The 24683-nt window shown below is 40.4% G+C and carries 19 protein-coding genes; 12 read left to right on the top strand and 7 right to left on the bottom strand.

Going from position 1 to position 24683, the window contains the following annotated elements; all coding sequences use genetic code 11:
• The 3 genes from BLR27_RS05380 to cphA all read right to left on the bottom strand — a co-directional run bounded on the left by BLR27_RS05380 (position 1) and on the right by cphA (position 5492).
• Positions 1-1473, bottom strand: coding sequence for a DUF5687 family protein (locus tag BLR27_RS05380; protein WP_090701450.1), 1473 nt, complete (start codon positions 1471-1473; stop codon positions 1-3).
• A 52-nt stretch (positions 1474-1525) separates the two neighbouring features.
• On the bottom strand, positions 1526-2806 hold the full coding sequence (locus tag BLR27_RS05375) for a replication-associated recombination protein A (RefSeq protein ID WP_090701448.1): 1281 nt from the start codon (positions 2804-2806) through the stop codon (positions 1526-1528).
• Positions 2807-2876: 70 nt separating this feature from the next.
• Entirely contained in the window at positions 2877-5492 is a 2616-nt protein-coding gene (gene cphA / locus BLR27_RS05370; protein ID WP_090701445.1) for a cyanophycin synthetase, read from the bottom strand.
• A 492-nt stretch (positions 5493-5984) separates the two neighbouring features.
• Between cphA and BLR27_RS05365 the strand changes: the two genes are divergently transcribed.
• The 5 genes from BLR27_RS05365 to BLR27_RS05345 all read left to right on the top strand — a co-directional run bounded on the left by BLR27_RS05365 (position 5985) and on the right by BLR27_RS05345 (position 13804).
• Positions 5985-6899 (top strand): cyanophycinase, encoded by a 915-nt coding sequence (locus BLR27_RS05365; RefSeq protein ID WP_090701441.1) that lies wholly within the window; start codon positions 5985-5987, stop codon positions 6897-6899.
• Positions 6889-7737 carry an isoaspartyl peptidase/L-asparaginase gene (locus BLR27_RS05360; RefSeq protein WP_090701440.1) on the top strand — a complete coding sequence of 283 codons (849 nt, stop codon included), beginning with the start codon at positions 6889-6891 and terminating at the stop codon, positions 7735-7737. Before BLR27_RS05365 ends, BLR27_RS05360 begins: the two co-directional genes overlap by 11 nt.
• 117 nt (positions 7738-7854) lie before the next feature.
• A complete protein-coding gene (locus BLR27_RS05355) occupies positions 7855-8940 on the top strand; it encodes a tetratricopeptide repeat protein (RefSeq protein WP_090701438.1) in 1086 nt (361 codons plus the stop codon).
• 161 nt (positions 8941-9101) lie between these two features.
• Complete coding sequence (locus tag BLR27_RS05350; RefSeq protein ID WP_090701435.1) at positions 9102-11255, top strand: carboxy terminal-processing peptidase; 2154 nt, start codon at positions 9102-9104, stop codon at positions 11253-11255.
• Between the two features lie 65 nt (positions 11256-11320).
• On the top strand, positions 11321-13804 hold the full coding sequence (locus BLR27_RS05345; RefSeq protein ID WP_090701433.1) for a ligase-associated DNA damage response DEXH box helicase: 2484 nt from the start codon (positions 11321-11323) through the stop codon (positions 13802-13804).
• Here the strand turns inward: BLR27_RS05345 and BLR27_RS05340 are convergent.
• Positions 13801-14733, bottom strand: a complete 933-nt coding sequence (locus BLR27_RS05340) for an SPFH domain-containing protein (RefSeq protein WP_090701429.1) — start codon at positions 14731-14733, stop codon at positions 13801-13803. The two genes, BLR27_RS05345 and BLR27_RS05340, sit on opposite strands and share 4 nt — an antisense overlap.
• Positions 14734-14889: 156 nt before the next feature.
• Between BLR27_RS05340 and BLR27_RS05335 the strand changes: the two genes are divergently transcribed.
• Entirely contained in the window at positions 14890-15078 is a 189-nt protein-coding gene (locus BLR27_RS05335; RefSeq protein WP_090701426.1) for a hypothetical protein, read from the top strand.
• A 52-nt stretch (positions 15079-15130) separates the two neighbouring features.
• Here BLR27_RS05335 and BLR27_RS05330 read toward each other — a convergent pair whose 3' ends face one another.
• Positions 15131-15676, bottom strand: coding sequence for a C40 family peptidase (locus BLR27_RS05330; protein ID WP_090701424.1), 546 nt, complete (start codon positions 15674-15676; stop codon positions 15131-15133).
• A gap of 277 nt (positions 15677-15953) precedes the next feature.
• Here BLR27_RS05330 and pdhA point away from each other — a divergent pair, with 277 nt between their 5' ends.
• Together pdhA and BLR27_RS05320 are read left to right on the top strand one after the other, a co-directional pair.
• Positions 15954-16949: a pyruvate dehydrogenase (acetyl-transferring) E1 component subunit alpha gene (pdhA, locus tag BLR27_RS05325; RefSeq protein ID WP_090701421.1), complete on the top strand. Its 996-nt coding sequence runs from the start codon at positions 15954-15956 to the stop codon at positions 16947-16949.
• A 37-nt stretch (positions 16950-16986) separates the two neighbouring features.
• Positions 16987-18666, top strand: a complete 1680-nt coding sequence (locus tag BLR27_RS05320; RefSeq protein WP_090701416.1) for a pyruvate dehydrogenase complex dihydrolipoamide acetyltransferase — start codon at positions 16987-16989, stop codon at positions 18664-18666.
• Between the two features lie 152 nt (positions 18667-18818).
• Here the strand turns inward: BLR27_RS05320 and BLR27_RS05315 are convergent, their stop codons facing one another.
• Both BLR27_RS05315 and BLR27_RS05310 read right to left on the bottom strand, forming a co-directional pair.
• Positions 18819-19562, bottom strand: a complete 744-nt coding sequence (locus BLR27_RS05315) for a DUF4197 domain-containing protein (RefSeq protein WP_090701413.1) — start codon at positions 19560-19562, stop codon at positions 18819-18821.
• Positions 19563-19610: 48 nt separating this feature from the next.
• Positions 19611-20342, bottom strand: coding sequence for a DUF4197 domain-containing protein (locus BLR27_RS05310; RefSeq protein WP_090701409.1), 732 nt, complete (start codon positions 20340-20342; stop codon positions 19611-19613).
• Between the two features lie 168 nt (positions 20343-20510).
• Between BLR27_RS05310 and BLR27_RS05305 the strand changes: the two genes are divergently transcribed.
• From BLR27_RS05305 to BLR27_RS05290, 4 genes are all read left to right on the top strand, one after another.
• A complete protein-coding gene (locus BLR27_RS05305; protein WP_245704442.1) occupies positions 20511-21086 on the top strand; it encodes an RNA polymerase sigma factor in 576 nt (191 codons plus the stop codon).
• Positions 21079-22008: an energy transducer TonB gene (locus tag BLR27_RS05300; protein ID WP_090701405.1), complete on the top strand. Its 930-nt coding sequence runs from the start codon at positions 21079-21081 to the stop codon at positions 22006-22008. Before BLR27_RS05305 ends, BLR27_RS05300 begins: the two co-directional genes overlap by 8 nt.
• A 61-nt stretch (positions 22009-22069) precedes the next feature.
• A complete protein-coding gene (locus BLR27_RS05295) occupies positions 22070-23926 on the top strand; it encodes a M1 family metallopeptidase (protein WP_090701400.1) in 1857 nt (618 codons plus the stop codon).
• Complete coding sequence (locus tag BLR27_RS05290; protein ID WP_090701396.1) at positions 23923-24657, top strand: DUF6503 family protein; 735 nt, start codon at positions 23923-23925, stop codon at positions 24655-24657. Before BLR27_RS05295 ends, BLR27_RS05290 begins: the two co-directional genes overlap by 4 nt.
• Positions 24658-24683: the final 26 nt, after the last annotated feature.

Below are 24683 nucleotides of genomic sequence, written 5' to 3'. Positions count from 1 at the left end.
TTATTCATTTCTAAATCCTTCAGCAATCGTGTAACGTTTTTCCTGAAATTGTAAAATTAGTTTGTTCATCCAAAACTCTCTGCTTAGGATAAATAGCAATCCTATGAGGCCTATTGTTGCAAGCCCTGCTTCTGGATAATCCAGCAGATTAAATGGCAGGTAAATAATGAAAGGCCCTAATAATAATGGAATAGATAATATCCATTGAGATGCACCAACCCCTTCCCAGTTAAATGCTGCCCCTTTACTGAGATCAATTCTTCGGTAATTCCGGTTCGCAAAAAATAAAACGAGAAGCGTATTTACACCAAGGTTCCAGGTGAACATAATGAAATGTATGACCAGGACCCTCCAGCCAAAATAAACATAGGGGATAGTCAGCAGAAAGCTTAATGTTGAGAACATAGTGAACAGCAAAAACTTGGCTTTGAAAAAATCTTTTGCTCTTACTTTGCTAACCAGGATACCATCAAAATGTGCGCTTTGCCAGCTAAACATGAACTGACCATAATTTATAATGAAAATTCCGGTCATAAACATGCCGCAAAATATGATCGGATAGGCCGAAAAATCAGGCCTGTTATAGAAAATCAGTCCGTAAAACATAAAAAACAAACTCATCGTGATCACCGAGCGTGGTCGTTTATTTCGAAGGATCAGTTTCAGCTCATTCGCAGCCAGATCACCAGCCATGCCGAATCTTCCTAAAAATGGAATCTCTGTGCTTGACTTATGCGAAACATCCGCAGAATGCAGTTCTTCCAGGTACAAATTACTCTTCAAATATCTGTAATTGATCAGGTAAATGATACCTGCAGCCAAAAGGAAAATAATACAATATAGGGGTGCAGCTATCAGTGAATTGAAGATCCGTGCGGATAGTGCAGAAATTGAAAAGAGGTTGAAATAAAAATCCAGAGAAACAAAAAGGATTAGTGTTCCAAAGAATATCAGCATCCACACAGCATTAAGATTAACCTTACGCTTTAGCCAGAGGCTGAAAAAATGATTCGTAAGGGTCAGTCCGATAATGGCTATAATATAAGCCGAGATCCCTGCAGGACCATGTTCAGGAAGTATGATCTTGATCAGGAATGGCAAGGTTAAGAGTAGTGGGGTGAGGTTAAATGCTGTTCCAAGTGATGTTAGTGAAAGGTAATTGATCAGCTGATTTTTATTGATGCGAAGGTGCAGATATGGCCTTACAGCAAGGGTTGGTAATTCCTGCATTTGGAAACGCATCAGTAGGTCAATTAAAAAATAATAGAGCAGCAGACTATTGAATGACTGGATGATCTCCTGATTCGGATAAGTCTTTTCAAGTATCCTGTCCATGAAGAACGCGACCACTAATACATTTAACAGAAGGTATAGGATCAGGATTCCCATGACTATACGCATGGCGATGCTTTTACCTGTATTTTTCGACCGCCAGAAGGCTTTAGACTGATGTATCAGGAATGTTAAAGTCATATTTAAAAATGAAATTTATTTAACTGGTGATTAATGTATGATTTCTCAGAGGTCAATATTTATATTTTCCCTTCCACAGAAATTTTAAGCGTTCCCGAATTTTTTCTTCTGCAGGGTTTTTCCCCGGATCATATAAAAGGGTTCCGCTTAGGTTTTCAGGGAGATATTCCTGCTCCGAAAAATTATTTTCATGCATATGTGAATACTCATATTCCTTGCCATACCCGATGTTTTTCATCAGTTTGGTTGGGGCATTTCGTAAATGAAGCGGAACAGATTGATCGCCTGTTCTGGCAACCAGCTCCTGAGCTTTAGCAATTGCTTCATAGCTTGCATTGCTTTTTGCAGAGGAGGCCAGATAGGTCACAGCCTGGGATAATATAATTCTGGATTCCGGCCATCCGATAACATTGACTGCCTGAAAACAGTTATTAGCTAAAAGCAGGGCATTCGGATTTGCGTTGCCGATATCCTCTGAAGCTAAAATCAGTAATCTTCTTGCGATGAATAATGGGTCTTCCCCACCTGCTATCATGCGCGCAAGCCAGTATACTGCGGCATTGGGGTCGCTACCCCTGATAGATTTGATAAATGCCGAGATAATATCGTAATGCTGCTCTCCTGCTTTATCATAGATCGCCATATTCTGCTGCACATGCTTCAGAACCAATTCATTGCTGATGATCACTTCAGCCTTATTCACCGCATTTACAACTAGTTCAAGTACATTCAGCAGTTTTCTTGCATCACCTCCCGAAAGACGCAGCAGGGCTTCATGCTCTTTAATGGTGATCTTCTTTTCCCGTAAATAACTATCCTGGGCTATTGCCTTATGCAATAATTCAAGCAGGTCATCTTCCGATAGATTTTGAAGAATATATACCTGGCTTCTTGAAAGTAATGCCGATATCACCTCAAAAGAAGGGTTTTCTGTAGTTGCACCGATCAGGGTAACCAAGCCGCGTTCTACCGCACCCAGGAGGGAATCCTGCTGTGATTTTGAAAAGCGGTGAATCTCGTCGATGAATAAGATCGGAAGATTTTCATTTTCCTGCTTTAGTAAAGCGGATTTTTCGATTACCTCGCGAATATCCTTTACACCCGAATTGATAGCGCTCAGACTGAAGAACGGGCGGTTTAACTGTCTGGAAATGATAAATGCCAATGTAGTTTTTCCTACACCGGGAGGTCCCCAAAGAATTAAGGACGGAAGTCTTCCATTTTCGATAGCGATGCGTAATATAGCGTCCTTGCCAACAAGATGCTTTTGTCCGACATAGTCGTCAAGCGTCTGCGGACGCATCCGTTCTGCCAATGGGGGTATTGTTGCCATTTAATTCTTTTTACTGTTTAGGCTGATGAAGCATGATCAATCAGACAGATCATGCTTCATTCCGCTTAAATTAAATGCCTATCTCTTTATCCTGATAATCCTGAACTAATTCTACTGCATTTGAAACAGAATCACCAATAATAGTTACAAATGAACCTGGTATAATATGTTTGACTGCATGATTAAATGCATCCTTACCTTTGTTAATTATTTGGATATCAATTTCAGGTTTTACTTCTTTTAGTCCTTCAATGATGAGTTTTACAATCTCATCTCTATCACGGCCACGGAGGTATTTTTCCTGACAGATGATCACATTGTCGAACATTTCAGCAGAGATTCGGCCTATCTCACGCAAGTCCTCATCTCTCCGGTCACCTGTACCTGAGATAATTCCTGTACTTCGCTTGATATCAAGAGTGGAAAGAAAATCTTTAATTCCTCTCAGCCCATCAGGGTTATGAGCAAAATCAACCATGATCTTGCATTCTTTAAGTTCAAAAATATTCATCCTGCCCGGGGTTTGTGCCGCGGAGGGAATGAAAGTTTCAAGCGATAAACGGATATCTTCAATCTTAAAGCCCCAAACAAAGGTTGCAAGACTTGCTGCAAGCACATTCTGGGTCATAAAGCCTACTGTACCATTAAAAGTAATCGGAATATGGGTCACTTTTTCAATTCTGATCTTCCAGTCGCCTTTTTTGATCGTTACAAACCCATTTTCATAGACTGCCGCTATACCTCCTTTGCGACAGTGTTCTTTTACTACCGGATTTTTTTCATCCATAGTAAAGTAAGCTACATTGCAATGCACATCTTTGCCGATCTTAACGCAATGTTTATTATCAGCATTTAAAATTGCCCAGCCATCATTTTTTACCGAGTTAACCACCACCTGTTTTACCCTAGCAAGATCTTCAAGTGTATGGATATCTGAAATACCTAAATGATCTTCCTGTATGTTAGTTATTACCGCAATGTCGCAAAGTCCAAAGCCGAGGCCGGATCTGAGAATACCTCCACGTGCAGTTTCCAGAACAGCAAATTCAACTGTTGGATCCTTCAGGACAAATTCTGCGCTTATTGGTCCGGTGGTATCTCCTTTTAGGAGCATGGAATTCTGGATATAAACACCATCTGAAGTGGTAAAGCCAACCCTGAATCCATTGTTTTTTACAATATGAGCAATTAGTCGGGTTGTAGTTGTTTTCCCATTGGTGCCTGTAACGGCAATGATCGGTATCCTTGCAGACTTGCCCGGAGGGTAAAGCATGTCAATAACCGGAGCAGCTACGTTTCTCGGGAGACCTTCGCTTGGTGCAAGGTGCATCCTGAAACCCGGAGCAGCATTTACTTCCAGAACAACCCCGCCATTCTCTGTAAGGAGTTCTGTTAAATTCTTTGCCATGATGTCAATTCCGCAAATATCAAGTCCTATGACCCTTGCAATACGCTCGCACATAAATACGTTCTGCGGATGAACCATGTCAGTCACATCAATTGATGTTCCGCCGGTACTCAGATTAGCAGTCGATTTCAGGTAAACGATCTCTGATTTAGGCGGAACTGTTTCCAAAGTATACCCTTTTTTATCTAACAGATCGAGGGTATCTCTGTCCACCGTGATTTCTGTCAATACATTTTCATGTCCATAACCACGGCGCGGATCACTATTCTCAATGTCTATTAATTTCTGAATGCTATTGGAACCATCGCCAACAACATTGGCAGGAACACGCTGAGCGGCAGCAACCATACGGTTATCGATCACCAATATTCTGAAATCATGCCCTGTGATGAATCGCTCCAGAATCACTCTGTGTGAATATTTCTGAGCATAGGCAAATGCTTCAATTGCCTCTTCACGTGTTTTTACGTTGATCGTTGCGCCTTTCCCGTGATTGCCGTTCAGGGGTTTGAATACCAGCGGGAACCCAATTTGGGTCAGTGCAATTTCAAGATCTTCATCAGACGAGATGGTCATTCCTTTGGCCACTGGAATAGCCTGCTCCTGCAGGATGCGTTTTGTTTCATCTTTATTACCAGCTATATCAACTGCAATGCTGCTGGTCTTATCTGTCATGGTGGCTCTAAACCTAACCTGATTCACACCATAGCCAAGCTGAACCAGAGAACTTCTGTTCAGTCTGATAAAAGGGATCTTGCGGGCTACAGCTTCATCAACAATGGAGGCTGTACTCGGACCAAAACGCTCACGTTCGCGCATTTTTTTCATCGTCATGATATCATTTTCAATATCATACTCATCGCCTGAAATTATTGCTTCTGCTATCCGGACCGATGCTTCGGCAGCATAAACACCTACAGTTTCTTCGATATAATTGAAAACTACATTATAAGTTCCAGGGGTCTTGGTCTCGCGGGTACGTCCAAAACCTGTTTCCATTCCGGCAAGCGATTGAAGCTCCAGGGCAATATGCTCAATAACATGTCCCATCCAGGTGCCTTCTTCCACACGCTCAAAGAAGCCTCCTTCATAGCCCGGTGAACATCTATGGGTAAATAGTGAGGGCATCAGCTTCTCTATTCTTTCTCTGAATCCTTCAATTTTATTTGTTGGGCGTTGCTCCAGATCTTCCAGATCGAGACGCATCTGAATCAGTTTTTTCCTTCTGGTCGACCAGATATTTGGTCCCTTTAATACCTGTATGCCTAATATTTTCATTTGATTATTTTTTGATTTTATAGTAATGAATCTTGCTTGAGCATTAGGCTAATGCTAGTTTCATTGTTAATGTTTTTTGTTGGTTACGAACCTGAATGAACAGGCAATGCATGCAATTCCGAATATTATATCTTGAGGGCTGTACTATTTCTTCAAGCTATCATAAATTTCTTTTAATGAAAACTATGAATATTAGAGGAAAAATACTTTTATATACCTTCAATGTAAACTGTTTATCTTAATTCAGAATTGATAACTTATTTAATTAGATCGACCATCTATTCTAAACGCTTATCAAAACATGTTCCACATGGAAAGTTTATCAATTTATTAAATTTTTATACCATATAATAATGTGATATGGAAGATAATACAAATTTGATAAAGCCCTTTCAATCTTCAATATGTGGATAAGTTTAGTAAGTTAAGTCTAAACTTATTATTGAGGTAATATATATTTGGTTTTCAAGTGTTGTAAAGATATTAATTACTATGATTCCAAAGGGTAAACTTATTATAATAGGAGGTGCGGTTGATCTGGGAAGTTCTCTGAACTTTAATGAAGATATTAGCCATCCTAATTATATTAAATTCTTTGAGCAGGGGATACTCAAGAGGATTATTCTGGAATCTGCCAAGGCCGAAAACTCCGTTGTTGAAGTTATAACTACTGCCTCTCAGGTTGCAGATCTTGTTAGTGAAGAGTATATCAAATCATTCAATCAGCTGCAGGTTAATAATGTCAGGGTAATGGATATCAGATCAAGAACTGATGTCGATACCAAAGAATACCTGGAGCGATTAAGCCAGGCAGATGTGATCATGTTCACTGGTGGCGATCAATTACGATTGAGTTCAATATTCGGTGGTACAGCTTTTTTAAGATTATTAAAGAAACGCTACCATGAGGATGATTTTTTAATTGCGGGGACTTCTGCAGGAGCGGCTGCAGCCTCATCTAACATGATCTATCGGGGTAGCAGCAGTGAGGCGCTGATCAAAGGCCATGTTCAGATGACTGCAGGTTTAGGCTTTATTGACTCTGTAATTGTGGATACTCATTTTGTTCAGCGTGGCAGAATCGGCCGTTTGTTTTATGCAGTAGCCAGTAATCCAGGGATGCTGGGGATTGGTCTTGGTGAGGATGCTGGTTTATTAATAACCGAAGGCTATTGCATGGAAGCAATAGGCTCCGGTTTAACTATTTTAGTTGATGGACGACATATCAGGGAAACCAGTATTTATGAGGTTGAAATGGGATCTCCTGTATCAATAGATGGTTTGAGAGTGCATGTAATGTCTTTATTTGACAAGTATGATCTTGATAAGCATGAACTTATCATTAAAAAGGTGGTAAAAGCAGAAAAGGGTATAAACCTTAAAGAAAAGGATATTAATGGGTCCTAAAATAATAATCCATGGAGGTTTTTTCAGTGAGTCCGGAACAAATTCGGAGATCAAACTGGCAAAACAAGAGGCCCTTACTGAAATTGTAAAAAAATCCTATTCTTATTTAGAATCCCATTCTGCACTTGATACTTCGGTGTATGCAGTTTCACTTCTTGAAGATTGTGAATTATTTAATGCCGGAATTGGCTCACAAATTCAAAGCGATGGCAAGATACGTCTTAGCGCCGGTTTAATGGATGGAAGCAGCGGCAAGTTCTCCGGTGTGATCAATATTCAGGATGTGAAGAACCCGATCCAAATTGCCGAAAAGTTAATTTCATATGATGACAGGGTACTAAGCGGAAGCGGTGCACTTGATTTTGCAAGAAAGAAGGGTTTTGAATATTTTAATCCCGAAACAAAACAGCGCAGGGAAGAATATGAAAAGAAATTAAATGCTTCCGCGGGACTAGGTACTGTAGGATGTGTGGCCTTAGACAAAAAGGGACGTATTGCCGCTGCAACCTCAACAGGAGGTAAGGGCTTTGAAATACCTGGCAGAGTGAGTGATTCAGCAACTGTTGCTGGCAATTACGCAAACCAGTTTGCCGGAATATCCTGTACTGGCGTTGGTGAAGATATTGTAACTGCGGGACTTTCAGTTAAAATAGTAACCCGTGTTATTGATGGCATGAGCCTTAAAGAGGCCACACTTAAATCATTTGAAGAGCTGAAAGTGATCGATGGTTTTGCCGGAATAATCGGAATTTCTGCTTCAGGAGAGATTTTTCACCTTGATTCCCATCCCTACATGGTTTGGGCTTCATTTGATCAGGAGCTTTCTGTATTCCCCTGATCTTTTTGAGATTGTATAATTTTTAGGATCATTGGACGTTTGAGATCGACATCTAAGGAGATATTAAATTCGTATATTAATAAGAATATCTCTCAAAACTAGTATCATTCATTTTAAATGAACTTTAAACCAATTTTTTATTTAATTCTTATAATAGGTTCTACTTCAGGTATCTGTTTAGCAGAATCTATACCTGTTAAATCAATCCCGGCTTATTGGAGTATTGTTCAAGTCCCTACCGGTTTTGATTCACTGAAAGTTAGTATCAAAAAGAAGGCGTCTCTTACCGGTATTAATGACGTCAAAGAATACCTGAATGCCCTGCAGTTCCGCGAGCAGCTTAAAGCTTCGGATAACCCTCCGCTTATCTTCCCTACATCTGCTGGTGTTTATAATGGTTCTCTGCAGAGTGATTCATTAAGTGCCTTTAACCAGCTTATATTTCTTTCCAGGAATCTTGGCGACCGGAATGCGGAAGCCGGAGTATTGCATTCATATGGTATCATCAATGCCCTTAAAGGGGATATGGATCATGCTCTTATTTTATTTAATGAAGCCCTGATCATAAATCTGGAACTCAATAATACCTCTGCAATTGTAAAAAATTATCTAAACCTTGCCCGGGTAAATAGTTTCAACGGGAATTTCACGGAAGCAATAAAATATAGTCACGCATTGGTGGATATCTCAACATCTACCCGCAGTAATTCCTCACTTGCTGAAGGGTATATGAGCCTCGCTAATTTATGGACTGTCCAGAAAAATTTTCAGGAGGCGGAAACAATGGTCTTGAGGAAGGCATTGCCGCTCTATTTTTATAAGCTAAAAGATAAATCCGGGACTATGAAATGTTATGATCAACTGGCCTTGATCTATCAGCAGCAGAAGCGGTTTTCAGAGGCAAAATGGTTCTATATTCAGTCGAATATGCTTGCCAGAAAAGTAAACGATCCATCTGGGATCGTCAATTCGCTTGTCAATCTTGCACATGTCAAAATGTCAATTGGAGATCATCTTTTAGCTTTAAGAGACATAAGGGAAGCAGAGCAATTGTCTGTAAAACACAAATACAATTACAAATTAATTGAAATAAAGAGCGATCTGGCTGAGTTATATACTAAACTGGGCGATCCAGTTGCGGCAAATTCTGCTTTTTCGGAGTTTTCTGTATTAAAAGACGCCTTATTAAGGAAAGCATTATAAATTAAGGTGCTTAGTTTATATGCGTCACTTTATGTATTTTCGATATATTGAGCTCAAATAAAAAACTTACACAAACATGTTACATGGTTTGAATGTCATTTTGATATTTGCCGTACATATGTTTTAAATTTGGTACCAATTTAGATACCATATAATCTACAATGAAGTTAAAATCAGTTAAAGAAATGTTAAAGAGATTATGTCTGGCCGTTTTTATTGTTGCAGCTTTATCCTGCCAGGCCGACCCGCGGGTAAATATAGTGGTATCAGTCAATGACCTGAAGCCTGATATGCAGCAATCAGTTGTGGCTAAATCACTGGTGGAGCTGATTGAAAATTTTCACTATCAGAAAGTTGTGGTAGATGATGCTTTTTCATCGATTGTATTTGATGAATATTTAAAGGCACTTGATGGTGGTAAAAGTTACTTTTTACAAAGTGATATTGCCGATTTCGAGAAATTCCGCCTTACAATGGATGATGATGTCCGCAGTGGAGACCTGAGTGTGCCCTTTTATATATTCAATGTATATCAAAAGCGCTATAATGACCGGGTCAATTTTGCTTTGAAGGAGATTGAAAAGAAATTCAATTTTACCAGCAATGATACCTATACCTATGATCGTGAAAAATTACCATGGCTGAAATCAGAATCTGAGTCAAACAGCCTCTGGTCAAAACGGATCAAATATGAGATGCTTAATCTCAGGATCACAGGTACAGAAGAAGCAAAGATCAAAGAAACACTAAAAAATCGCTACGAAAACCTGATTTCACAATCTACCAAGTTCAATCAGCAGGATGTTTTCCAGATCTTCATGAATTCCTTTACCGGAACTGTTGATCCGCATACAAGCTATTTTGTTCCTAACAGGGCACAGGAATTCAATGAAGACCTGGCCCGGACTTTCGAGGGTATTGGTGCTAGTTTACAACTGGATAATGAGGTTGTAAAGATCGCAGCGATCATTCCCGGCGGACCAGCGTTTAAATCAAAAGCAATACATGCTAATGATCGTATCATTGCAGTTGCTCAGGGTAAGGATGGGGAATTTGTTGATGTGATCGGCTGGAGACTAGATGTAACAGTCACAAAAATTAAAGGCCCCAAAGGAACAATAGTTCGTTTAAAGGTTATTCCTGCAGGACAGGAATTATCATCCACCCCAAAAATTGTGGAACTTGTTAGGGATAAGGTCGTTCTTGAAGATCAGTCAGCAAAGAAAATTATCAAGACCGTTAATTCCGGAGGCAAATCCTATAAGATTGGAATCATTCAGTTACCGGCATTTTATGCTGATTTTAAAGCAATGCAGGCGGGAGATCCCAACTATAAGAGTACCACACGTGATGTAAAACTTTTATTGGATACCTTAAAACAGGAGAAGGTTGATGCAGTTGTTCTCGATCTGAGAAGCAATGGTGGAGGTTCTCTTCCGGAAGCGATCAGTCTTACGGGATTGTTTATTAAATCCGGTCCGGTAGTACAGGTGCGTGATAGAAGAAATAAGATCGAGGTTAGTGAAGATGAGGATGAATCCATTGCATGGACGGGTCCTCTGGGTGTATTTCTGGATAGATTCAGCGCATCGGCATCCGAAATATTTGCAGGCGCTATTCAGGATTACGGAAGAGGTATAGTTATTGGTAATCAATCTTATGGAAAAGGTACTGTTCAACAGGGAATAGACATGTCAAGGGTTATCAGCACTACTGATAAATTAATGCTTAAAGGAGCACAAACTGTAAATACTAAAGGATCACAGTCTGATGCTAAAAGAGCCAATCCAACCAGAACCAATGCGCCTGAATTTGGTCAGATCAACCTGACAATGGCGAAGTTCTATCGTGTGAATGGCAGCAGCACCCAGCACAAGGGAGTTGTACCTGATATTGAATTCCCAACGGTATTCCCTAAGGATAAATATGGCGAAAGTTCTGAGCCAAGAGCACTGCCATGGGATACCATTTCTCCAAGCCAGTTCAATCCTGTTGCCAGCCTTGATGAAGTTAAACGTAAGCTTATTGCTTTACATCAGGAGCGTATGAAAACTTCAGTTGGTTTTAAAGATCTTCAGGAAGGTATCGCTGAATTTGCGAAACGTGAAGCAGAAACATCAATTACTCTGAATGAGGCGCAACTGAAAAAGGAACGTGATGAGCAGGAAGCAAAATCCTTGCTACGCGAGAACGAGAAACGTGCTGCTAAAGGATTGGCACCTCTTAAAAAGGGTGAGACTAAACCCAAAGAAGATATCGACTTTATTCGTGATGAAGGTCTGCAGATCATCGCAGATTTTATCCAGATAAAATAGTGAAAGCCCCGGTTCAGCCGGGGTTTTTTATGAGATATTGTTTTTAAAACAGACAGCTTGATCAAATGACCCGGGGTCAGAAAATAATTTCCGAATGGTATGCTAAAAAGGGATGGCAACAATTTTCTTTCCAGAAGGAAATGGAAATCGCCTTTCTTGATGGTTATTCCGGATTGTTGAATGCACCCACCGGTAGCGGCAAAACTTTTGCCATGTTTCTTCCTTTCATCGCCGCGTATATTGATGCCCACCCTGATGACTATCTGATCAGGAAAGATAATGGCCTTCAGCTGCTCTGGATAACACCCCTCAGGGCTCTCACAAATGATATCCGTAAGGCAATGCAAACTGTGGTTGAGGATCTTGGCCTGCCATGGAAAGTTGCTAGTCGTACCGGCGATACTTCCGCAAAGGAAAAACAGGAATTAAAGAAAAAGCAGCCCGAAGTATTACTCACCACTCCTGAAAGTCTGCACCTGATGCTGGCTCAAAAGGAATATCCTAAAATGTTTGCCGGACTTCAGGCGCTGGTTGTGGATGAATGGCATGAACTGCTTGGAACAAAGAGGGGCGTTCAGCTGGAGCTTGGTTTATCGCGACTAAAATATCTTAAGAGAGATACCACTCTGAAGGTATGGGGAATTTCTGCAACCATTGGTAACCTTGAAGAAGCAGCCGAAGTATTGCTCGGCAACGATATTCCTGCTGAGCGGATCTGTATTATTCGTGCAAAGCTGGATAAGAAAATTGTGATCGAATCGGTCATTCCAGAAAATATTGAGGAGTTTTCGTGGGCAGGGCATCTTGGGATCAAACTTTTGCCCCAGGTAATGGAAATAGTTTCCAAAAGTCGCACGACATTGATTTTCACCAATACCCGCTCTCAGTCTGAGATCTGGTATATGGGCATTCTTGATAAGTATCCTGAATATGCGGGTGTGATGGCTATGCACCATGGCTCACTTGATAATGATTTGCGGAACTGGGTGGAAGAAGCTCTCCATAATGAGATGCTTCGCCTGGTTGTTTGTACCTCAAGTCTTGATCTGGGTGTTGATTTCAGACCAGTTGATTCAGTTGTTCAGATCGGTAGTCCGAAAGGCGTAGCACGGTTTATGCAGCGTGCTGGGCGAAGTGGGCATCATCCGGGGGCAACTTCCAAAGCCTGGTTTGTTCCAACACATTCACTGGAGTTATTGGAAGGTGCAGCCTTAAAACAGGCCATTGCTGATGAGCTTTTCGAAAGCCGTGACCCCATTGTGCTTGCGATGGATGTTTTGATGCAATATTTGGTGACCCTGGCAGTATCGGATGGTTTTTATCCTGCTGAAGTTTTCCGGGAGATCAAAACAAGCTTTGCTTATGCAGATCTTGAATGGAAAGAGTTTCATCAGATTCTGGATTTCATCACTAGCGGCGGAAAAACACTTTCGCAATACGATGAATTCCTAAAGGTTGAAATTGCAGATGGACTTTACAAAGTAAATAGCCGCAGGGTAGCTATGCATCACAGGCTGAGTATGGGAACCATAGTTAGTGATGTGAATATCCGGGTCCGTTTCTTATCAGGAGGTAGTCTCGGAACAATTGAGGAATACTTTATTTCTAAACTAAAAATTGGGGATACATTCTGGTTTGCCGGGCGCAATCTTGAGCTTCTGAAGTTTAAGGATATGACGGCATTTGTTCGTAAATCTACCGGAAAGAAGGGAATTATTCCCAGTTGGATGGGAGGAAGGATGCCTCTTTCATCTCAACTTTCTTCCAAATTAAGGGATAAGCTGGATGAAGTAGCAGTCATGATGGATCATCAATCTCCTGAGCAGCACCAGGATATTGAAGTAAGGGCATTGAAACCTTTGTTTGAACTTCAGTCCAGATTGTCACACCTCCCCCGGAAAACTGAATTCCTCATCGAAAAATTCAGATCCCGTGATGGTTTCCATTTGTTCTTTTATCCATTTGAAGGGCGATTGGTACATGAAGGGATGGCTTCTTTATTTGCTTACAGAATTTCAAAGCTGAAACGTGTAAACTTCTCTTTAGCGATGAATGATTATGGATTTGAATTATTAACAGATGAGGAGATCCTGCTGGAGCAGGCTCTAGAAATGGACCTGTTTTCAACCGAAAATCTTTTGGATGATATTCAGCAGAGTTTAAATGCAACTGAAATGGCCAGACGAAAATTCAGGGACATTGCACATATCGCCGGACTCGTATTCACTGGTTTCCCTGGAAAGGGAATGAAAAGCAGGCACCTTCAGGCCTCAACATCACTGCTTTTTGATGTGTTCAGTGAATATGAAAGCGACAACGTTCTGGTTAAACAGGCTTACCAGGAAGCACTGCAGTTCCAGCTCGAGGAGTTCCGGTTAAGAGAAGCTTTGCAGCGTCTTCAGAAACTTAAAATTGTTATTACCCGGAGTGAACAACCAACGCCTTTCGCCTTCCCAATCCTTGTTGATGGATTGAGCAGGGAAAAGTTAATTACCGAAACACTGGAAGAAAGAGTTGCAAAAATGACCCTGAAGTATCAAAAGTCTTAAGACTTTTTCTTTTCCTGGGTATCCATAATGTTAATACTCATCATTTGCTCCATGGTACGTTTCATACCATCTGAAGAACCATCAAGGAAGATCACATTGCCTTTTCCATTTTCAGCAAAATGCTTGATCGCCTCTGTCCACATAGTAAATAATATAACAGATGTGTCGAGATCCGCAGTCTGCATTTCTTTTGCTGCATGGGTCATACCTTTTGCTACCTCCTCACGGAATAGAGCAATACCCTGCCCGCGTAACTGTGCTGCTTCACGTTCTGCATTTGCAGCAATCTTAATCGCATTACCATCAGCTTCAGCAGCCTTGGTTTTAGTGATTAAAAGTGCCTGGCCTTCATTTTCTGCTGCTGCCTTCAGGTTATTGGATGCAACAACCCGGCTCATAGAAGTCAGGATCACTTCATCAAATGTAATATCGTTTACCTGAAGATCCTGTAAGTGATAACCCCATGATTCAAGAACAGTATCTAACTGATCTTTTACGTGATCAACAATATCCTTTCTGAGGCTTAATACTTCTGCTTGTTTCTTGCTTGCCACAAACGCACGGATCGTTCCTTCAATGGTGCGAATAAGTGCCTGCATCAGGTTTTGCTCATTAATAAATTTAAAGGCAACATTTTTTATCGTCTCTTCATCAGGGTTGTTTACTGAATATAGCACCATGGCTTTGAAATAAACATTAGCCTGGTCAATGGTCACTGCCTGGAATTCCAGCTCAACTGCGCGGTTCTGAATGGATACGCGTGAGTGAATAACTTCGATCAGGGGAATTTTCAAACTCAATCCTGGTTTCAGAAGCCTTCTGTATTTCCCAAAAATGGTTATTACCCCAATGGTGCCCTGCCTGACTGTTACAAAGGAGCTGAACAGAATGACAACTGCTATGAATAATATAATATAGCTTGTATACATAGTTTTAAATTTATTGGATGAAATTCATTGAAGATAGTAAAGAATTTTCGCAATCATGAATTTTGTTAATTGAAAAGACTGGCAAGGATAATTGAACAAAACATCCCAATATTTTGTTGGCTCCCTATTTGCACACTTGTATTAAACTAAAAGGAAATGAACTTAAAAAGAATTTTTGGGACAATATTAACTGTATTGGGAATAATTGGCCTGATCTACGCTGCTGTTGGCTTTATACAAAGCTCAGAGGGATATAAATCACTGATCGTATTTGCTGTATTAGGAATATTGTTTTTTATTACTGGTATAGGATTGGTAAGAACTACTACGGATCAGTCTAAATAAAAAAAGCACCGTACTCTTTTTAGTACGGTGCTTTTATATTGTAATTATTGGTTTAGTCTCTAAATGAAGCAAGTAATCTGCCTCCTTTATAATAATATCTTCTCCAATAGGCTTCGTCCAGGTCACTGATCATTACTCCTTTGCTGCTTGAAGCATGAGCGAATTTGTTATTGCCCATGTAAACGCCCATATGAGTAATTGAACGGCTTCCTATTTTAAAGAAAACCAAATCACCCTCTTTCAGCTCATCTTTGCTGATCGGGTTAACCATGCTGAATATATTTCTCGAATTATTTCCGATAAGAGTGCTGAATACTTTATTATATAATTCAAATGCGAAGCCAGAACAATCAATTCCTTTTTTTGTTCCGCCTCCTAATCGATAGGGAGTTCCTATCCAGTCATAAACGAACTGATAAAGTTTTAAGTTTGAGGTGGCAGAAAGTGCGACACCCATAATTTGAGAGAAGTATTCAGTTGCCAGATTATCAGGATCCTCAATCTTTTCTGTAGCTTTTTGATCCTTAATAGCGGTTTGTGCCTGAACAGACACAAAAGAAATCATAAGTAGCAAGGCTACAATTACTTTTTTCCCCATTTTTAATTGGTCTTGGTTTATAGTTTAAATAACAAAACTATGAACGCATTTATACTCTTTATATTTCCAGAATGTTACAATAATAAGACATTTTCTCTTTAGAAACAAGTCGAAATGCTCAACTGGCATTTTAATGACATAGTTTAAAGGGTATTAAGATATAGAAATAAGGATAAAGAGTGTAAACAAAACACGTGGCTATTCTTTTTTTAGGAAGATATGGTTAGATTTGTCGTCCCTTGAAAGGACTAAACGAGATTTACACATACGATTACGAATGAGTTCAATAGAAATTACGAAAGAAACCTATCTTCAGTGGTACGAATCAATGCTTTTGATGCGCAAGTTTGAAGAGAAAGCAGGACAACTTTACGGTCAGCAAAAGATCAGAGGATTTTGCCACTTGTATATCGGACAGGAAGCAGTAATGGCTGGTGCAATGTCAGTTCTAAGACCTGAAGATTCTATGATCACTGCTTATCGCGATCACGCACATGCACTTGCTAAAGGTATGGGCGCTAATGAAGTGATGGCAGAATTATATGGAAAAGCTACCGGATGTTCAAAAGGTAAAGGCGGTTCGATGCACATGTTCAGCAAGGAAAAGAAATTTTTCGGTGGGCATGGTATAGTAGGCGGACAGATTCCTTTGGGCGCCGGTATTGCCTTTGCAGAGCAATATAATGGGACAGATAATGTTTGTGTTTGTTATATGGGTGATGGTGCTGTTCGTCAGGGAGCACTGAATGAAACCTTCAACATGGCAATGTTGTGGAAGTTGCCTGTAATTTTTGTTTGTGAAAACAATGGTTATGCAATGGGAACATCTGTGGCACGTACCACTAATATGGTTGATATTTACAAAATCGGACTTGGCTTTGATATGCCATGTGCTCCGGTTGATGGAATGGATCCAGTTGCTGTTCATAATGCGATGGATGAGGCAGTTCAAAGAGCCAGAAGAGGTGATGGACCTACATTTTTAGAAGCCAGAACCTATCGTTATAAAGGGCATTCAATGTCTGATCCTGCCAAATACCGGACTAAAGAAGAAGTTGAGGTTTATAAAGCAAAAGATCCTATTGAAGTTGTAAAAGCTGCAATTGAGGAGAAGAAATACGCAGATGAAGCCTGGTTTGAGCAGATCAGTGATAAAATCAAGGCAATTGTTGATGAATCGGTTAAGTTCTCTGAAGAGTCACCATGGCCTGATCCATCTGAATTATACAATGATGTGTATGTTCAATCAGACTACCCATATATCCGCGACTAATCTAAACTTTTTATAAAATACTAATCTGTAAATAATAATGGCTGAAGTAGTTAGAATGCCTAAGATGAGCGATACGATGACGGAGGGAGTTATCGCAAAGTGGCATAAAAAAGTTGGTGATAAAATTGGTTCAGGTGATCTGGTTGCTGAAATCGAAACAGACAAAGCTACAATGGACTTTGAGTCTTTCCAGGAAGGAACGTTATTATATATAGGAGCTAAAGAAGGTGAGGCTTGCCCGGTTGATTCTGTTATTGCCATCTTAGGTGAGCCAGGAGAAGATTTTCAGGCACTTTTAAGCGGAGCAAGTACTCAGGAAAGTGCTCCTGAAGTTAAAGCCGCTGAAATTAAACCATCCGAAGTTGTTGAGGAAGCCGAAAAGAAGCCTGCTGAAGTTTCTGTGGCAGCTGAAGAAGTTTCAGGCAACAGTGACGCAGATGCAGAAGCAATGGGTGCTACCATCATTCGTATGCCTTTGTTAAGTGATACAATGACTGAAGGTGTTATTGCAGAATGGCACAAAAAAGTAGGTGATAAAGTAAAAAGTGACGATGCCCTTGCTGACGTAGAAACAGATAAGGCTACTATGGAAGTGATCGGCTATGCTGATGGAACTCTTCTTTATGTTGGTGTTGAAAAAGGACAGGCGGCAAAAGTAAATGATATAATTGCCATTGTTGGTAAAGAAGGTACAGATGTTTCTGCTTTGCTAAAGTCGGGCTCAAAACCAAAAGCTGTTACTGCTGTTGTTGCGGCAGAAGAAAAGCCAGGTGCAGCAGCTGTTGAGTCAAAGCAAGAGGTTCATTCTGATTCTGATTCATCTTCACGTCTGAAAGCATCCCCTCTGGCACGTAAGATCGCTAAAGATAAAGGTATTGACCTGGCCCAGGTGAAGGGAAGTGCAGAAGGTGGAAGGATCGTTAAAAAAGATATTGAAGGATTTACACCTTCAGCAGAAAAGGCAGTTGTTGCTGCTCCTGCCGAAGCAAAATCAGCTGCAGTTGTTGCTGCACCGGTTCCACAATTTACCGGGGAAGAAAAATATACCGAGAAGCCGGTTTCTCAAATGCGTAAGGTCATTGCCAAACGTCTTTCAGAAAGCTTGTTTACTGCTCCTCATTTCTATCTGACCATGTCTATTGATATGGATAGTGCGATGCAGGCCCGTGCAAAGATCAATGAATTTGCTTCAGTAAAGATCTCATTTAATGATATCGTTCTAAAAGCTGTTGCTGTTGCTCTAAAACAACATCCAAATGTTAATTCATCCTGGTTGGGAGATAAGATACGCTATAATGAACATGTCAATATCGGCGTTGCGGTAGCAGTAGAAGATGGTTTACTGGTTCCTGTAGTACGCTTTGCAGATGGGAAATCACTATCTCAAATTTCGGCAGAAGTAAAAGATTTTGCACAGCGTGCGAAAACTAAGAAACTGCAGCCTTCAGACTGGGAAGGTTCAACATTCACTATTTCAAATCTGGGAATGTTTGGTATAGATGAGTTTACCGCTATTATCAATCCGCCTGATGCTTGTATTCTGGCAGTTGGTGGAATCCAACAGGTTCCGGTAGTTAAAAATGGTGCTGTTGTTCCGGGTAATGTGATGAAGGTTACATTAAGCTGTGATCACCGTGTTGTTGACGGTGCTACCGGCTCTGCCTTTTTGCAAACATTGAAAGCCTTGCTTGAGGAGCCTGTAAGACTGCTAGTTTAATTCCGGATCAAGTCCGGAATGACAAACAGGTCATAATGTTAATGACCTTATCATTCCGGACCTGATTCAAACCTAGTCATTCCGGGCCTGATACGGTCTTTAGTCATTCCTGACCTCATCCGGTCTCTAGTCATTCCGGACTTGATCCGGATTTAGTCATTCCGGACTTGATCCGGATACCCAAATACCTTCTTTAAAAGCGGGCTGCTTCTAAAACCTGAATTTTGACGGATCTTTAATTCTTCCTGCTCAATTTCATGAAATAAACCTTCCATGGCCTTTTGGGTTGCATAATCACTAAGGTCTGTATTTACCTTGCTTGCCAAAGGAACCTGATTGTATTTTGTGCTGAGGTCAGTCCAGTATCGTGTGGCTTCTGTTTTTGCCAGTGAAGCCTGTATGATGGGTTGAAATTTCGATCGGAGTGCAGCTCCAGTAACACGCTGAAAGTAAGTGGTAGCAGCATTTTTCTGTTCACTCAACAGAATAGCACTTGCATCCTGAATGCTCATTTCCTTCAGGGCAGAAATAAAGATTGGTTTAGCTTCTTTGGCAGCTAATTCAGCTGCGCGGTTCAGGCTGTGGATAAAATCATCACAGGCCTTGTTCATGCCTATGCTTCTTAATGTTTTTTCTACCTTCTTTGCCTCAGGTGGAAAAAGGAGTTTTACAGCCTCATTCCTTAAAAAACCATTTTCAAGTGATAAGCGGTTTGTACCCGCAGAAACGCCTATTTCCAGAGCTTCCTTTAAAGCCGATCCTATTTCAGACTGACTTGGTTTTCCTGGCTTTGCCGAATTTGCAGCATCCTTAATTACCTGAGGAACCTTAAACTGGGCGTTTGAACTTTGTATGAATAACAATAATATGATCGGTATAATGAGGATTATTTTCATTTTTTTATTTGACACTAAAAACGATTTGCCGATCAATATAGTATATTTCTACCCTTTATTTCTGTCGGCATATGCAAATACCTTTTGAAGCAAAGGCGTACTTCTGGCAGAGATCCGGGTACGTACCTTTAACTCTTCCTGTGCAATTTCATGGAAGATCCCATCAATGGCTTTCTGCGTAACATAGGCACTAAGGTCAGGGTTTACCTTTGATACAAATGGAATATTATTATATGCAGTTATTGCATCTGTCCAGTAACGTGTGGCTCCAACCTTGTTCAGGCTATTTTGTATGATAGGGTTAAATTTTTGTTGTAACTGTTCATTCGTAACTCTTCTGAAATAAATGGTGGCAGCATCCTGTTGTCCCGATAATAAAATATTGGATGCGTCAGAAAAGGTCATACCCTTAATAGCAGAAATAAATATAGGTTTAGCTTCAATTGCTGCTGCTTCTGCCGCTCTGTTCAAGCTCAGTATTACATTATCTGCCAGTTTATTTAAACCGACACTTCGAAGAGTTCTTTCCACTTTGAGGGCCTCTTCTGGAAAAAGAATTTTAACGGCCGCATTGGTAAAAAATCCGTCAGCCGCAGAAAGCCTGTCTGATCCAGCAGACGTTCCAAACTCCAGTGCTTGCTTGAGGCCCGAGGAGATCTCCATAGCACTAGGGTTTCCCAGGCCAGCTTCTGTCAGGATCTGTCCTGCCTGATTTAAAGTCTCACAAGCTGAAAACATAAACAGGGATGTTGATAAGAGGATTATTTTTATAGTTCTCATTTTTTATATAATTTGTTGAATGCCGGGAAACATATATTTCAGACACATTACCGGATTTAAATTCTTAATATCCTGGCTCTTTTATCTTGGTTCCTGTATCTACTATACAAATGCTCTGCCATAAATACACGAATTATTTTCAATAACTTAATAGTTAATTTAGTGCAATTGAAATTTCAGCAAAATAGACCCGGTAGTAAGCATATTGACGAACATGGGCTACTTACGGACTATCGTAAAACAGGGAACATCGAGCTTTTGGGTAAATTATATGAGCAGTATATGCCCCTGGTTTTTGGTCTTTGTCTGAAATACCTTAAAGATGAGGAGAAAAGCAAGGATGCAGTTATGCAGATATTTGAAGATCTGGTTAAAAAATTAAGGGTACATGAGGTCAGCAATTTTAAAAGCTGGCTATATTCTGTTGCAAGAAATTATTGCCTGATGGAAATAAGGACTTCTTCAAAGCATGATATCATTTCTATTGACGAGAACTTTATGGAAACAGGTGCATCAATGCATCTTAATATGGATGATGTTCCTGAAGAAAGGCTGAAAATAATGGAGAAGTGTATCGAAAGTTTGCCTTCCGGGCAAAGGGAAGTGATCAATCTTTTCTATCTGGAACAAAAATGTTATAAAGAGGTTTCTGAAATCACAGGTTTTGATCTCAATAAGGTTAAAAGCTATATTCAAAATGGGAAACGAAATCTGAAAATTTGTATAGAAAAGAACAGTGAGTAATAATTATCCGGACAGTCTTTTGATCCAGCAATACCTTGAAGGAAAGCTGGATCCTGAAATGATGCACCAGCTTGAGAAACAAGCTTTGGATGATCAATTTTTATGGGATGCATTGGAAGGGTATTCCTATACCTCAGATCCGGGTGCCGACCTGAGTATTTTGCAAAGGCAGTTACATGAACGTATAGTTCATTTGCAGGAGAACAAGAAAGTATTTGATCTTACCTGGCAGCGTCTAAGCATAGCTGCTGCAGCAGCAGTTTTATTTATTTCTGCTGGCATTTTATTTTGGATGAACACTAGTCAAACTGCTAAAAAGCTTGCCTCGTCGCCAAAACAGGTAGATGTTACTTTAATGGATTCTGATTCTGTAGGAGCCGTAATTAAATCTGCTGAAGTGCCGGGGAAGGCTCCAGCATCTTTGGGCAAGGGATCAGTAAATGATCAAACCCGAATAAACAAAGAAAAGACCATCAATATTGCTTCTGCACCTTCTCTTCCGGTAATAAGCGCAGTCCCGGATGCACGGTCAGATGCTCCGCCCTCATCAGATACAAAACTATCAGCCAGAAATATAAGTTTAGATTCTAAAGTCACACCTTCCTCCAGCAGCCGCGTTTCTTCTTCCGGACAAGCTATTCAGGAGTCTGTTGTACAGCCTGTTACTGGCTGGGATATTTATAGAAAATACCTGGAAGAAAATATCAGGAGACCTGTTAATGAACCCAAATTAAGCGGGAGTGTATACCTTTCATTTGAGATCAATGCGGAGGGCAGGCCTTTAAATTTTAACATTTTGAAGTCGCTTTCTGGCTCCTATGATGCCGAAGCTATCCGGCTTGTAAGGGAAGGTCCTGACTGGAAATCAGCAGCAGGCTCAACGATCAGAACAGGCAGGGTTGAGGTTATTTTTAAATTTTAATTCAGCTTTCCGGGACTTATCAGCATCTTAATTTGTGTAAATTTGAATTTAAATCTTACATATGAGGAAGTTACTCCTACTAATTCCGGTATTATTTGTCCTGTCCTGTCAGCAAAAATCTACAGATGAAGGTGCTGTTTCAGCCATAGTGAGAGATGTTCATTCATTTGCAGAACCAGAAAAGGCTATTGTAAAGCACCTTGATCTGGATCTTAATGTAGATTTTTCAACGCAAATTATTTCGGGTAAAGCTATATGGACCATAGAAAATACTTCCGGCGGGACTGAAATAGTATTTGATAGCCGACAACTTCAGATCCAAAAGGTAACATTGGATGCCGATGAGAAGGAAACAACTTTTTCTCTGGGAGATGAGATAAAGTACCTTGGCCAGCCATTACGTGTTAAAATTGATCCGTCCACAACAAAAGTTACTATTTACTACTCTGCCTCTAAAGATGCAGCGGCCGTGCAATGGCTCAATCCGCAGCAAACAGCAGGTAAAAAATATCCTTTTCTATTTACTCAAAGCCAGGCCATCCTTGCCCGAACCTGGATACCCTGCCAGGATAGTCCCGGTATTCGGTTCACTTATAATGCAAAGGTTACAGTTCCGAAAGATCTGCTCGCTGTAATGAGTGCGGAGAATCCACAGGCAAAAAATACTGAAGGTATATACAGCTTTAAGCAGCCTAATCCTATTCCTTCTTATTTGATGGCACTGGCTATTGGCGACCTTGAATTTAAATCTATTGATGGCCGTACCGGTGTTTATGCAGAGCCTGCTACCATAAGCAAAGCAGTTTATGAATTTGCTGATATGGGGAAAATGGTTAATTCAGCTGAGAAAATTTATGGCCCTTATAAATGGGGCCGTTATGATGTGATCGTGCTGCCTCCCAGCTTTCCTTTTGGAGGGATGGAAAATCCCATGCTAACATTTGTAACTCCGACTCTGATTGCAGGCGACCAGTCATTAGTTAGCGTTATTGCACATGAACTTGCACATAGCTGGAGCGGAAATCTGGTAACGAATTCAACCTGGGATGATTTTTGGCTGAATGAAGGATTTACAACTTATTTTGAACGCCGTATCGTAGAAGATGTTTTTGGAAAGGATGAAGCCGGAATGCAGGAACTCCTGGGCTATGGTGTTTTAAAGGATCTCGTTAAAGAGATGGGAGAAACAAATCCGGATACAAAATTGAAGGGCAATTATGAAGGCCGCGATCCGGATGAGGGTGTAAGTGAAATTGCTTATGAAAAGGGTTATTCCTTTTTAAGGACTATTGAAGATGCGGTTGGTCGCGAAAAGTTCGATATTTTCCTGAATGAATATTTTAGTTCTCATGCATTTAAATCGGTCACCAGTGAAGAGTTTCTTGCTGACCTTGAAGGTAAACTGCTGAAGGGGGATAAAGGTCTGAAAGATAAAATAAATCCTGATCTCTGGGTTTATCAGCCAGGTCTTCCGGGTAATTCTCCTGCTGTTGGTTCAGTTAAATTTAAGGTGCTTGATAGCCTGATAACAAAATGGAAAAGTTCATCGAATGCGGATGTTTTTAACTCTGTAAAGCTTTCATCAAACGAATCTTTGTACCTGATCAGTCATTTGCCTGAAAATACCAGTATTGATCAATTGAAAGTACTCGATCAGGTCTTTAAATTTACACCCTCAGGAAATGCAGAAATTCAGGCTGCCTGGTATGCTCTTGCTATCAGAAAAAGATACCAGCCGGCTAATAAAAATATAGAAGCTTTCCTGACCACAGTCGGCCGACGAAAGTTTTTAATGCCGCTTTATAAGGAATTAGTTAAAACTCCTGAAGGAAAGGAATGGGCAAAAAAGATCTATATTAATGCCCGCCCTAATTATCATTCTGTTGCATATAACTCTATAGACGAATTATTGAAATGAAACACTACCTAAGCCTGATCACTCTGCTTTATCTTTTTTCTGCCTGTTCTGATACTCGCGATCCTGATAAGATAATTGACAAGAGCATTGCTTATTATCATATGGATAAGCTTAAGAATGCCACATTGGAATTTGGTTTCAGAAACGCCAGGTTCAAGGCAATGCAAAAGGACGGTCATTTTAAGTATGAGCGCACTTTTTCAGATTCAACAGGTAATGTTCACGATATCCTTTCTAATGAAGGATTTAAACGGATATTGAATGGCAATGAGCTTAGTCTGGATAGTATTGACCGGGCCAAGTATTCACAATCATTAAATGCGGTGATCTATTTTCTTTACCTTCCGCTTAAGCTGAATGACCCTTCGGTTGTTAAGAAATATCTTGGGGAAATCAGAATCAAGGGAAAGACCTATCACAAACTAGAGATCTCATTCGATCAGAGTAAGGGAGGAGCAGACCATAATGATATATTTTATTACTGGTTCGATGCAGAAGATTATAGCATGGATCATTTTGCTTATAGCTCCGGGGGTAACAGGTTCAGAGAAGTGCTAAGAACCCAGAATGCTGGCGGTGTGATCTTTCAGGACTATATAAACTATCAAATGCCAGTGGATGACTCTATCACAACTGTATTAAAATACGACAGTTTGTATGATGCCGGAAGGCTTAGGGAATTATCCAGGATCGAATTATTAGACATGGTTCTGACCGAACCTGAAAAATAAGTATCTCACCGGAAAACTCTTAATAT

Source organism: Daejeonella rubra, assembly GCF_900103545.1.
GTDB classification, from domain to species: domain Bacteria; phylum Bacteroidota; class Bacteroidia; order Sphingobacteriales; family Sphingobacteriaceae; genus Daejeonella; species Daejeonella rubra.
The sequence above is the reverse complement of the archived record's forward strand: the minus strand, read 5'-3'. Positions and strand labels throughout refer to the sequence as shown.